This is a genomic window from Desmonostoc vinosum (genome assembly GCF_059505385.1).
The window spans coordinates 1-12783 of record NZ_JCACKM010000179.1; the positions used below are offsets into that span (position 1 = coordinate 1).

At 45.9% G+C, this 12783-nt stretch carries 9 protein-coding genes; 6 read left to right on the forward strand and 3 right to left on the reverse strand.

The annotated features are described in order from the left end of the window. Window positions 1–98: 98 nt before the first annotated feature. Window positions 99–410: a DUF3007 family protein gene (locus AC5JMF_RS23220; protein ID WP_495798065.1), complete on the reverse strand. Its 312-nt coding sequence runs from the start codon at window positions 408–410 to the stop codon at window positions 99–101. Between the two features lie 24 nt (window positions 411–434). After that, on the reverse strand, window positions 435–647 hold the full coding sequence (gene ndhL, locus AC5JMF_RS23225; RefSeq protein ID WP_495798066.1) for an NAD(P)H-quinone oxidoreductase subunit L: 213 nt from the start codon (window positions 645–647) through the stop codon (window positions 435–437). Between the two features lie 1557 nt (window positions 648–2204). Here ndhL and AC5JMF_RS23230 point away from each other — a divergent pair. The 4 genes from AC5JMF_RS23230 (at window position 2205) to AC5JMF_RS23245 (ending at window position 10046) form a co-directional block, all read left to right on the forward strand. After that, window positions 2205–2480 carry a response regulator gene (locus AC5JMF_RS23230; RefSeq protein ID WP_495798067.1) on the forward strand — a complete coding sequence of 92 codons (276 nt, stop codon included), beginning with the start codon at window positions 2205–2207 and terminating at the stop codon, window positions 2478–2480. Next, complete coding sequence (locus tag AC5JMF_RS23235) at window positions 2477–8959, forward strand: ATP-binding protein (protein ID WP_495798068.1); 6483 nt, start codon at window positions 2477–2479, stop codon at window positions 8957–8959. The genes AC5JMF_RS23230 and AC5JMF_RS23235 overlap by 4 nt, the downstream gene beginning before the upstream one ends. A gap of 83 nt (window positions 8960–9042) precedes the next feature. Further along, a complete protein-coding gene (locus AC5JMF_RS23240; RefSeq protein ID WP_495798069.1) occupies window positions 9043–9504 on the forward strand; it encodes a DUF29 domain-containing protein in 462 nt (153 codons plus the stop codon). A 194-nt stretch (window positions 9505–9698) separates the two neighbouring features. After that, on the forward strand, window positions 9699–10046 hold the full coding sequence (locus AC5JMF_RS23245) for a DUF760 domain-containing protein (RefSeq protein WP_495798070.1): 348 nt from the start codon (window positions 9699–9701) through the stop codon (window positions 10044–10046). Between the two features lie 54 nt (window positions 10047–10100). Here the strand turns inward: AC5JMF_RS23245 and AC5JMF_RS23250 are convergent, their stop codons facing one another. Beyond that, complete coding sequence (locus AC5JMF_RS23250) at window positions 10101–10598, reverse strand: pentapeptide repeat-containing protein (RefSeq protein WP_495798071.1); 498 nt, start codon at window positions 10596–10598, stop codon at window positions 10101–10103. 147 nt (window positions 10599–10745) lie between these two features. On the opposite strand from AC5JMF_RS23250, the gene gcvT reads away from it, so the two are divergent. Together gcvT and gcvH are read left to right on the forward strand one after the other, a co-directional pair. Further along, a complete protein-coding gene (gcvT, locus tag AC5JMF_RS23255) occupies window positions 10746–11870 on the forward strand; it encodes a glycine cleavage system aminomethyltransferase GcvT (protein WP_495798072.1) in 1125 nt (374 codons plus the stop codon). A gap of 350 nt (window positions 11871–12220) precedes the next feature. Then, window positions 12221–12610: a glycine cleavage system protein GcvH gene (gcvH, locus tag AC5JMF_RS23260; protein WP_495798073.1), complete on the forward strand. Its 390-nt coding sequence runs from the start codon at window positions 12221–12223 to the stop codon at window positions 12608–12610. Window positions 12611–12783 lie beyond the last annotated feature (173 nt).

Consider the following 12783-nt stretch of genomic DNA (forward strand, 5'->3'; position numbering starts at 1 on the left):
CAGAGACTTGAGTCTCTGACGGTTCAAGTATTTTTGCAAGAAGTCTATTAGTCATTGGTCATTGGTAACTCACAAATGACAACTAACCAATGACAACTTTATACTTGAGTTTGCTCTTCTTGTTCGATTTCGGCTTGAATGCGTGCTAGTTCTTCTGGGGTGAGTTCGTCTAGGCGCTTTTGCAGAAAGTCCTGTTCGTACTGTTCCCGCTGTTGATGGTAGGTCATTTTCTGCCCCACAGCTCGGACAAGATAGGTAATTAACCAGCCAACCAACCCACAAACTAGTAAAACTTGACTCCAGATACCAGCTGTTTGATTATCTAAACCAACCAGTTGCAATCCTACATATGCCAAGCCACCAGCCACAAAAATGCCTAAACTAATTCCGATAGCGTCAATGCGTCGCATGAAAATTATGACCTACCAATCTAGCTAAACTTCAATTTGTCGCCGCCGGGGTCGAATATTGATAAACGGCGATAGAACTAGTAAACCGGGAAAGAAGAAAAACACCAAAAAGTACATGAAAGCACGCTCAAAGGAGCTAGCCACATACCAGCGTTGTTTGAGGTAAAACAACAGAGCAACTGGTACTACTAACAGATATGCTCCAGCCAAAATTAGATACAGTAGTGGGACGATCATACTCTTTGTGTTTAAGCATCTGTTTTCATCATAGGCTGAATGCCTACACCGAGGGAAGTATTAGGGACTTCCAACTAAAAAAAATCCCATTGCTTTGGGGAGCAGGGAGATGAGGGAGAAAATTTTTCCGCATCCCCGCGTCTCAATTCCCTACTCCCTAAGCTAATAATCATTCAAATTGCATCCCCGCGTCTCCCCTTAAGCGCGTCCTCCGAAGTTTGCTCAACGGGGGGAACCCCCGCACGCAACTTCTCTTTGCGTCTTTCTGAGGCAAAGGATTATGCAAGTTAAAGGCAGATTAGCTTATTTTCATCCCACATCCAACAGGGTTGACCACCAATAAGATTAATGCCACCAACCCAGCGATCACTATTACTAATCTCCAACCAGTTTACCTCTTCCGCAGACGTGGGAGCGTACTTACGCATATGCTCATACTAGCATCGCGGGGACACGGGGAGGGGGAGGCAGAAGGAAAAATTTCGGATTTCTAACCCTATTTTTAGGGGTAGACAAACAAAAGTATCGCTTGGAAAGAAATTTTAGAAATTTAGTTGCACAAAAGACGCAATTAATGCTCAAATAGATAAGGAGAAAATTGCCGCCTCCACAAGTTAAGTAGCTGCCAAACACCAGGGGGTGTGGCGGAATGGCAGACGCTACGGACTTAGATAACTGAGCCTTGAAGGAGAAATCCCTCAAGTGGAAGCTCTCAAACTCAGGGAAACCTAAATCTGGTGACAGACATGGCAATCCTGAGCCAAGCCGAAAAAGTCCTGAGTATATAGTATTGAGTGTTGAGTAATAAAAATCTCGCAACTCACAACTCATTACTCATCACTAATCGGAAGGTGCAGAGACCCGACGGGAGCTACCCTAACGTGAAGACGAGGGTAAAGGGAGAGTCCAATTCTTAAAGCCCGACACTAGCAGAAGTATCAGGCAGCAGCGAAAGTTGCAGAAGAATGAAAATCCGTTGACCTTAAACGGTCGTGAGGGTTCAAGTCCCTCCACCCCCATTCAAAAATTTACCATTTCAATAGATTAAAACTTACCAACAAACCAAGCTTTGCAACGGGCTATTAAGACCAGGGAAAACGCATCTTATTTCTTAACAAAAACCAAAAGCATTTCAAAATTATCTAGATAATTTTGAAATGCTGAAATATAAACGAAAGAAATTATCAACTTAATTAAAATCACAAATTAGCTTATTTCCGTATATTCCACGGAGGTGGACTTCGCTTGTGTAGTAGCGAATTATATGAGACTGTTGGTCAATTCACTATGGGTTAAACCCCCCACCCCTAAAGCCTTGGTTTTGCGTTGCTTTCCCGCCCTGCAATAAATTGTGGGCTAATAGCTCAAGTGTGTTTAAACGTACTGAAATTAAAGAAATTTCAGATTGATTTGGGCTGATGGGTTAGACCCCCTATCAATTCGCCAACAGTCTCATTATATTCGCCCAAAACTTTGTAAAACATCCTCTAAAAGCCTTTCTAAATATTTATTATCCATTGTTATCATTCTTACTAATACTTGTACTGCTTAGTACACATGAATGTGATTTTTTGTCAATGTGTAACTCCTAGTGTATTAGAATTAGATCTATTAATTAATGACATCGGGATGCCAAAGATGGATGGCGGTATGCTGAGCCGGCAAATGCGGGAGCGAGGCGGGCAAATTCCAGTGATCGCTCTGACTACTTGTGTCGGAAAATACAATCGCCACCAAGCACTTTCTACGGGCTTCCAGCAGCATATAATGAAACCCATTGAGACAACCGAGATTGTGACTGTGTGCGGGCGCAATGGGGGAAAAGCAGTATGAGGCAGCAGCAGGTAGAGCAGCTTTTTGCGGGCGAGGGTGAAATGGCGCAGCTGATGCGGTTTCATGACTGGTCACAAACGCTGCTTGGTGCTGTGGAAACCTGGACACCCAGCTTACGATCTGCTCTCACGATTTGTCTAAATTCTCGCTTTCCGATCGCCATCTATTGGGGTTCAGACTTCTCGCTGCTGTACAACGACGCTTGGAAACCAATTCTGGGAGATAAGCACCCTTGGGGACTGGGTCGCCCCGCCCGTGAGGTCTGGTCAGAAATTTGGGCGGGAATTGGGCCTGAACTTAAGGGCGTTTTAGCGACAGGCGAAGGCACTTTTCACAGCGATGAGCTACTGGCAATGTACCGATTCGGATACATCGAAGAGTGTTATTTTGATTACACCTTTAATCCCATTCGAGGTGAGACGGGTACAGTCGAGGGTGTAATAAATATTGTCAGTGAGACTACCTATCGCGTGTTGAATGATCGCCGCGCTCAACTATTACGAGAGGTGGCATCTCGAACTGGAACGGCGAAAACGGCTGAGTCAGCAGGCGCATCGCTGGTTGAGGCTCTCAAAACCGATCCGGCTGATATTCCGTTCGCACTGCTTTATTTAGTCGATGCAAATAGTCATGTGGCTCGTCTCTACGGTAGCACTGAGTCTGGTTTAGATCCTGCTGTTTGTCCGGCTGAGATTGACCTAGCAGATACTGACCCTTGGTTGATCGCACTCGTGGCTCGAACAGGGCGATCGCAGATCATTGATACCGTAGCAACTCGGTTTGGCACATTGCCGGGAAGTCCTTGGGCTGAACCTCCGCAAGAGGCAATGGTGTTGCCAATTTTAGCGCCAGGACAGAGTAAAATAACAGGTGTGCTAGTTGCGGTTGCCAGTCCACGCCGGAGATTGGACGATCGCTATTGTGATTTTTTCGAGCAAGTTGCTGGGCAAGTCGCCTTAATGGTTGCCAACGCCCAAGCTTACGAAGAAGAACGCCGACGGGCGGAAGCCTTAGCAGAACTCGATCGCGCTAAAACTGCTTTTTTTAGTAATGTCTCTCATGAATTTCGTACACCCTTAACCTTAATGCTGAGTCCTTTGCAAGAACTCTCAGCAAATCTTAACGGACGCTTACAACCCGATGAACGAGAACAGTTACAGCTTGTACAGCGCAACGGGTTACGGTTGCAAAAATTAGTCAATACGCTGCTAGATTTTTCGCGCATTGAAGCTGGAAGGGTACAGGCTTCCTATGAACCAACGGATTTAGCTAGCTATACAGCGGAACTGGCGAGTGCGTTTCGCTCGCTGATTGAATCGGCGGGAATGACTTTGGCGATCGACTGTGTATCATTGCCAGAACTGGTATATGTCGATCGCGAAATGTGGGAAAAAATTGTTCTCAATCTGATTTCCAATGCGTTCAAGTTTACCTTTGCTGGCACAATCACGGTTGGTTTACAACTTGTTGATAATACAGTTGAATTTAGTGTTACGGATACAGGTGTAGGAATTCCCGAAGCCGAATTACCGCGATTGTTTGAGAGGTTTCATCGGGTGAACGGGACGCGATCGCGCACTTATGAAGGTTCAGGAATTGGGCTGGCTTTGGTGCAAGAACTGGTGAAACTGCACACTGGCACAATTCGAGTCAATAGTCAAGTTGCTCGCGGTACAACCTTTGCGATCGCCATTCCTTTAGGAACTGCTCATTTACCTCCAGAGCGGATTCGCTCAATTCGGACGCTGGAATCGACTGCCCTGGGAGCCGCGCCGTTTGTTGAGGAAGCTTGGCGATGGATTGGGGAAGCAGATTTGAGGTTAGAACAGACAGATTTAATCTCCGATATTCCTCAAACAAACGGTCACAACTCCCAATCCAAAATCCTCCTCGCCGACGATAACGCCGATATGCGCGACTACGTAAAGCGTTTACTGAGTTCGCGCTTTCAGGTTGAAACCGTTGCCAATGGAGCGGCGGCACTGCGGGCAATTCAAGCAAATCCACCAGACTTGGTGCTATCGGATGTGATGATGCCAGAAATGGATGGCTTTGAACTGTTGGCAGTTTTGCGATCGCACCCCACCACTGCACTCATGCCGGTGATTCTCTTGTCAGCTCGTGCAGGCGAAGAAGCGCGGATTGAAGGATTAGAAGCAGGTGCAGATGATTACTTAACCAAGCCATTTTCAGCGCGGGAACTACTGGCACGGGTAGAGTCAAATTTGAAACTTGGACAGCTACGAAAAGCAACAACTGAGCAAGAACAAGCATTGCGGCTGCAAGTGCAAGTAGCTAGGGACAGCTTGGAGAATGTGCTGACTCGGATTGCTGACCAATTTTTAGCATTGGATCGGGAATGGCGCTACACCTATGTTAACGATCGCGTCACAGAAGTTACAGGCATAGCTAGAGAAAATCTCCTGGGTAAGAGCATTTGGGATGTGTTTCCTGACACACGAGAAAGCCAGTTTGGTCAGAAATTGCGTCGGGCTGTCGCCGAACAAACCCCTGTGCAGTTCGAGTACTTTTACTCCCCCTGGAATCGCTGGTTTGAAAACCATGTTTATCCATCTGCCGATGGCGTATCAATTATTGTCACCGAAATTACCGGCCGCAAACAGGCAGAACAACAGTTGCGCGAATCTGAAAAATTTTTGCAGGCAATCAACGAAACCGCGCCCAATCTGCTCTACGTTTTTGATTTAAATGAACGACGAAATGTGTACGTCAGCCCGCAAATTTTTCCGCTACTGGGCGTTCTGCCCAAAGACGTGCAAGCGATTGATTCGCAGATTTTTGCCCAATTGTTCCATCCTGACGACCTCGAACAAATTGAGCAGCATCACGACAGGATGCGAGCCGCAGGGGAAGATGATATTTTTACCATCGAATATCGGATGAAACACTCTAGCGGGAGATGGCTTTGGCTATCTAGCCGCGACACGATTTTTGTCCGCGACGAGCAGGGTAAACCAAGGCAAATACTAGGTTCAGCAATTGACATCACCGATCGCAAACAAGCCGAACTGATTTCAGCCGAACAGAAGCGACTGCTAGAAATGACGGCATCGGGGACTTCACTTGATGAGTGCTTGGCGGCAATTTGTACTGCAATCTCTCAGCTAGATGCTTGCGTCCGTGCCTGCTTTTTGTTGAGCGATGACCAATGCCAAAGGTTTTCTCGCTCGATTACGCCAGATCTACCACCTTCGTTTGGCGCAGGACTCAAAGACGTGCCAATTAACGAACTCTGCATAGGGACTTGTGGTGAAGCGGTCTATTCTGGACAACCCATCAGCTGTAATGATATTATTAACGATGATCGCTGGTCGCAAGGCTGGCGAGAATTATGTATCGCTCACGAGATTTTAGCCTGTCATTCTACCCCTGTCTTTGGCAAGGATGCCGTAGCGATCGGATCGCTGATGCTGTGCTTTAAGGAAGTACGGAATCCCACCGATTGGGAATATCAACTTGCGGAGTTTGGTACTCAAGTTGCCAGTATTGTATTTGAGCGCGATCGCACTAACTTGGCTCTTTGCAAATCCGAGCAAAAATATCGCTCGCTGTTTGAATCCATCGACCAAGGTTTTTGCACGATTGAAGTTTTGTTTGATACAGATGAAAAACCGTTTGACTACCGCTTTATTGAGGTCAATGAGGCGTTTGAGCAGCAAAGTGGTTTAGCAAATGCAGCCGGAAAAACAATTCTCGAACTTGTGCCCAACCTCGAACCGCAGTGGATAGAACTTTACGCCCAGGTAGCAAAGTCAGGCGAATCGCTCCGGTTTGAAGCGAATGTGATTGCGATGAACTCCATCTTTGATGTCTATGCGCTCCCCATTCCAGCATCCGGCGAGAACTATGTTGCAATTCTGTTTGCAGACATCACTCAGCGTAAACGCCGCGAGGCAAATCTGGCCTTTTTATCCGAAATCCAGGACGATTGCACCCGGCTGACTACGGCTAATGCAATGATGCAAACCATCGGCGTAAAAATCGGTGCATACTTGAACCTTTCCATCTGCGCCTTTGTTGATATTGATGAAGCCAAAGATTATGCGATCGTTCCCTACGCTTGGCACCGAGCAGACGCGCTTGATGTCGCTGGGACTTATCGCATCTCCGAATTTTTAAATGAAGCCTTTTATGTAGAAGCAAGGGCTGGAAACATTGTTGTTGTGAACGATACAAGCACAGATGCGCGAGCCGATGCCGCCAGTCACGCCGCGCTCAACCTCTATTCCTTCATCAGTGTGCCATTTTTGCGCGATGGGCAATGGAAATTTCTGCTGAATGTGGCAGATTCTCGTCCGCGTCAGTGGCGTGAAGATGAAATCGAATTATTTTCTGAACTGGCGAACCGCATCTTCCCAAGGCTCGAACGCGCCCGCGCTGAGGCGACTGTCGCGGCAGACCTCCAAGATATGCAACGATTGCGGGAATTGAGCGCCCGATTAGTCAGCGAAGGCGATACTCAAACGCTGTATCAAGAAATTGTCTCGACTGCGATCGCGCTCACGCAAGCAGATGCTGGAACGATGCAAATTTTCGACGCAGCAACCCAAGAATTGGTGCTGATTGCTACGCAGGGGCTTGAGCCGGAAATAAACGAGTATTTTCACCGTTTAGATGTCACTTCTAACACTTCTTGCGGCATGGCACTCAGAACTGGCGGGCGGGAATTCATCGATTTTGATGTGCCAGAAAGCGAAGACCCCACAGGCTCGATGCGACGACACGTAGAGGCGGGTATTCTGTCCGCACAGACTACGCCGTTGATCGCTCGTTCTGGCAAGCCACTCGGGATGTTTTCCACCCATTGGCGCATCCATCATCGACCGAGCGATCGCCAATTGCGGTTTCTCGATTTGCTGGCTCGTCAGGCGGCTGACTTGATCGAGCGGTGGCAAACAGAAGCAGACTTACGGCAAAAGAACGCGATTTTGAATGTCATTAGTGAATCAACTCCGACTTTAATTTATGCTAAAGACCGAGAGGGCAGAATCCTAATGGCGAATGCCAGCTTGCTTGATGCAGTCGGGCTACCGGAATCGGAGGTTTTAGGCCGCACCTCACGAGATTTTCACCAACCGCGTGAAGCAGCAGAGCAAGCAATGGAAAACGATCAGGAGGTCATGAGATCGGGGCAAACGCTGGCTTTTGAAGAAATCGTAGATACACCTACCCATCGACGAACTCTCCTTTCAATAAAATCGCCTTACCATGATGAAGTTGGAAACGTCATTGGGTTAATCGGCGTTTCCATTGATATTAGTGATCGCAAACAAATCGAAGTTGAACGAGAGCAACTCTTACAGCGCGAACAAGTTGCCCGCGAACAAGCCGAAACCGCCAACCGCATCAAAGATGAGTTTCTCGCCGTGATTTCCCACGAACTGCGAACCCCGCTCAATCCGATTCTTGGTTGGGCAAAACTGTTGCAGCAACGCAAACTCGATACCGCAAGAAGCTTACAAGCACTAGCTGCGATCGAGCGCAACGCTCAACTCCAGTCCCAATTGATCGACGATCTGCTCGACATCTCCCGGATTCTACGTGGCAAACTCAGCTTCAATACTTTCCCAGTCAACCTCAGTCAAGTAATTGCCGCAGCCCAAGAAACAGTAAGACTGGCGGCGGAAGCAAAATCGATTCAAATACAGACGGAAATTGCATCGATTGGTCAAATTAAGGGCGATGCCGGACGCTTGCAGCAAGTGGTCTGGAATCTGTTATCGAATGCAGTCAAGTTTACACCACAAGGGGGACAGATTATAATCGCACTCACCCAAACCCCAACCCATGCCCAACTACAAGTCAGCGACACCGGCAAAGGCATCCATCCCGATTTTCTCCCTTATGTATTTGAGCATTTCCGCCAAGAAGACAGCGCGACGACTCGTAAATTTGGCGGTTTGGGATTGGGACTAGCGATCGCCAAACAAATCACAGAACTACACGGCGGCACGATCGCAGCTGAAAGCGCAGGGGAGGGACAAGGAGCGACGTTTACAGTTGAGATTCCACTGGCATTTGCGATCGGCACATCACCTACACCAACCCCTACTTCTATGACAACGAGTGATCTGAGTAACTTGGAAATTTTAGTGATTGATGATGATGCAGACTCGCGAGAGATTATTAGCTTTATCCTTGAGCTAGCAGGTGCAATTGTCACGAGTGTTGCTTCTGGTAAAGAAGCACTGCAAGCGATTAAAAAATCTATTCCCGATGTGATCGTCAGTGATATTGGCATGGCAGAAATGGATGGCTATATGTTCATGCAGCAAATTCGGCAACTAGAATCAGTTCGACAAGTTCCAGCCATTGCTCTAAGTGCTTATGCCGGAGATTGCGATCGCCAGCAAGCCTTAAAAGCTGGATTTCAGCAGCATTTAGCTAAACCCATCGATCCAGAGGCATTGACTGAGATGATTAGTGTTTTGGTCAATACCCCCAAACCGACTAAGTAGGGGTCAGCAAAAGCCTTCTCGGTTAGGATTAAATAATTCGTAATTCGTAATTCGTAATTAAACTTTGGGAGGTTAAAAATTAGATGACAGCGCCTCAACCAACGGTATCTACAAACTCTCATCTTTATGACCAAGATTTTTACTTATGGATAGAGACAACTGCTAAACAATTAAAAGAAGGTAGATTTTCTGAGCTTGATTTGGAAAATCTTATCGAAGAGATTGAATGCATGGGGAGAAGTGAAAAAAGAGCTTTAGAAAGCAATTTAGTAGTTTTGTTAATGTACCTATTAAAATACAAATATCAGTTAGAAAAACGCACTAATAGCTGGCTTTCTACTATCTTTGAGCATCGACGTAGACTCAACAAAAATTTGCAAGATAGCCCAAGCTTGAAAAAGTACTTCGCTGAAAATTTTATGGAATGTTATCAGGATGCACGTCAGCTAGCGGCTTTAGAAACTGGGTTAACCCTTGATACTTTTCCTGTAGAGTCTTTTTTGACTGTGGATGAATGTTTGAATCAAGAGTTTTTACCTGATTAATTGAATTTTGTTATACACCTTACGGGATCTTGCTAAAATTCAACCTACGCATCCATGTATCTGTCGTATTCTTTTTGGGAATTGGTATAGTTAGCAAAAACCCATCTTTTGAGGTTCGGTTATTCTGACCACGCTACAACAGATAGCCTGATAAATTCATTATTAATAGTCAAGCCTAACCTCACGTAATTGCTATGAGTAATCTTTCCCATCGCAACTCAGATTATTTGCAACCTGAAGCAGCTAACAAAAATAATTTATGGCGATATGTGCAATCAATGCATCCCAAAACAGTTGCTCAGCTTTCTCAACCATCTTCACCTGAAGTATTGCAACTGATTCAGCGTTCTATTGTTGCCATGTTGGGTAACTTGCCTAATGATAAATATCAGTCCATGATTACCACCAGCCGCGAAGAATTAGCACAGCTTTTAGGTTCTGCGATGGTAGATGGTTATTTCCTACGCAATGTCGAACAACGATTAGAAATGGAAAAATCATTACAGCTGATAAATACTACATCCGAAAGTACAGAAGAATAGTACTACAAACAACAAGATTCCCGACTTTTTAGAGAAGTCGGGAATCTCAGCTTTTTAGTTACAACCTAAAGACTCACGAGTACTTACACCAGTTTTAGAATTCACACCACTTGCTTGCACACAAAGTTTTTTCACCTGCGGCCCATCTAAAACGGCATTTGTGAAATCAGCACCTGTAACATCAACATTATCAAAAATTGATCGCAACATCATCGCATCCGTTAAAACTGCATCACTCAAGTCAGCACCTTTGAAGTTAACCAGATAGGCTATACCATTACTAAAGTCAGTACCATGCAGATTTACTCCTTCCAGGACAGTACCGTTAAATACGACACCGCGTAAATCAGTATTACTAAAGTTAGCCTTCTCTAAATTGACATTGGTAAATTCTGTCCCAATTAAACTTTGTCCAGAAAAATCTTTACTTTTGAGTTCTTCACTACCGGCAGAACGGGTGATACTAGAAGAACTAGCAGCTTGGGCCGATAGGGGAAACAAAAAAAGCACCATAGCTAAGATAAAGCTAGCTAGTAGTCGCCGATACATCATAATCTTTTCTTAATAAATCTCAACACTCTATCATTAATTATTAAACCTTAGTTGGGGAATGGGGAATTGATATTGGTTACTTCTCCCTCATCTCCTACTCAATCCCGTAGGATATATAGATGTTGAGGTGCGATCGCATAAATACCTGTGGCTAATCAAGAAGAAATCATCCCTTCTCTAGCGCGAACCCTATTGTATCAACTGGGTGTAGAACTTAAAGCACGCTTTACCAGCTTTGGTGGTTGGGAAATGCCAGTGCAATACAGTGGCATTAGCCGCGAACACGAAGCTGTCAGAAATACAGCTGGGATGTTCGATATTTCCCACATGGGCAAATTTACCTTACAAGGTAAAAACCTGATTGTCCAACTACAGCGTTTAGTACCTTCAGATTTAAGTCGTTTGCAACCTGGTCAAGCACAATACACAGTATTGTTGAATCCGCAAGCGGGAATTATTGACGACATCATTATCTATTACCAAGGTGAAGACAGCATTGGTACACAGCACGCATCAATTATCGTGAATGCGGCAACAACCGATAAAGACAAAACATGGTTATTGCAAAACCTCGACTTAAACGAGGTGCAATTTCAAGATATTTCGCCAGAAAAAATTTTAATTGCTGTGCAAGGGCCCAAAGCTCTGAAATATCTCCAGCCTTTAGTGCCAGAGGACTTACAACCAGTTAAAGCATTTGGCCATCTAAATGCAACACTACTAGGTAAACCCGCCTTCCTAGCCCGTACAGGTTACACCGGAGAAGATGGATTTGAGGTAATGGTAGAGCCGGATGTTGGCGTAGAGTTGTGGCGTCATCTTTGTAACGCTGGTGTCATTCCCTGTGGACTCGGTGCGAGAGACACCCTGCGTCTAGAAGCAGCCATGGCCCTTTATGGGCAAGATATCGATGACACAACTACACCCTTAGAAGCTGGTTTAGGGTGGCTAGTTCACTTAGATAGCAAAGGCGATTTTATTGGGCGGGAAATTTTGGCACAACAAAAAGCTGCTGGTGTGCAACGCCGACTCGTAGGTTTGCAAATGTCAGGACGTAACATTGCCCGTCACGGCTATCAAGTTTTATCCGGCGGCAAAGTTGTGGGAGAAGTTACCAGCGGCACTCTATCCCCTACACTCGGTTATCCTATTGCCTTGGCTTACGTTCCCAAAGAGTTAGCAAGTGTTAGTCAGCAGCTAGAAATAGAAATTCGGGGTAAAGTTTACCCAGCAGTTGTAGTGAAACGTCCCTTCTATCGGTCAAAAAGGTGAATTTGTAATTCGTAATGACGCGACGCTCCTGTGTCGCTCTAAGCGAAGCTATGCCGTAGGCTTTACGCTGACGCTCGTACCGACGCTCGATGACTCGCTACCGCTTCGCTATCGCTAACGCTATCGAGGACTCGCTACCGCTGCGAAGCGCGTAATTCGTAATTCGTAATTATTTTTCCTTTGCTCCCCCTGGTTCCTCAGTCCCCTCATCCCCAAACTAGGGGTAGTTCATGGAATAATGTGTTTTGAGTTACTCAATCTACAGTCAGGTTTGTTACCAGGTTTATTGGCAAATATGACTTGGACTACTGCTGAAATAAAATTTTTGTTGATGTAAAAGGTAAATTGATATGTCTTTTGAATATCCCCAGGATTTCCGATATTTAGATACTCATGAATATGTACGGATAGATGGCGAAATTGCCACCATTGGCATTACAGAGTTCGCTGTAGACCAGTTAGGTGATATTGTCTTTCTGGAATTGCCGGAAATTGGTGATGCTATTACTAAGGGAGAAACCTTTGGCACAATTGAATCAGTAAAAGCTGTTGAGAACCTAAATTCACCAGTTACAGGTACGGTTATAGAACGCAATGATGCCTTAATTGAATCTCCCGAACAAGTAGCAGACGACCCCTACAGAGAAGGGTGGTTTCTCAAAGTGCGTGTAGACGACCCTGGTGAAATTGATGATGCCTTAACCGCTGATGAGTACAGCGCCCAGGTGGAAGGGATTTAGGAGTGGGGGCAGGGGGTAGGGGGAGTGAGGGAGTGAGGGAGAAACTTTCTCCGCATCCCCGCGTCCCCAATCCCCAGTCCCCAATCCCCAGTCCCCAATCCCCAGTCCCCAATCCCCAGTCCCCAATCCCCAGTCCCCAATCCCCAGTCCCCAATCCCCAGTCCCCAATCCCC

Bases quoted from the DNA above. Each gene is read 5' to 3' on its own strand.
- AC5JMF_RS23220 (WP_495798065.1), bottom strand. From the start codon at position 410: ATGCGACGCATTGACGCTATCGGAATTAGTTTAGGCATTTTTGTGGCT.
- AC5JMF_RS23245 (WP_495798070.1), top strand. From the start codon at position 9,699: ATGAGTAATCTTTCCCATCGCAACTCAGATTATTTGCAACCTGAAGCA.
- gcvH (WP_495798073.1), top strand. From the start codon at position 12,221: ATGTCTTTTGAATATCCCCAGGATTTCCGATATTTAGATACTCATGAA.
- AC5JMF_RS23235 (WP_495798068.1), top strand. From the start codon at position 2,477: ATGAGGCAGCAGCAGGTAGAGCAGCTTTTTGCGGGCGAGGGTGAAATG.
- AC5JMF_RS23230 (WP_495798067.1), top strand. From the start codon at position 2,205: ATGAATGTGATTTTTTGTCAATGTGTAACTCCTAGTGTATTAGAATTA.
- AC5JMF_RS23250 (WP_495798071.1), bottom strand. From the start codon at position 10,598: ATGATGTATCGGCGACTACTAGCTAGCTTTATCTTAGCTATGGTGCTT.
- ndhL (WP_495798066.1), bottom strand. From the start codon at position 647: ATGATCGTCCCACTACTGTATCTAATTTTGGCTGGAGCATATCTGTTA.
- AC5JMF_RS23240 (WP_495798069.1), top strand. From the start codon at position 9,043: ATGACAGCGCCTCAACCAACGGTATCTACAAACTCTCATCTTTATGAC.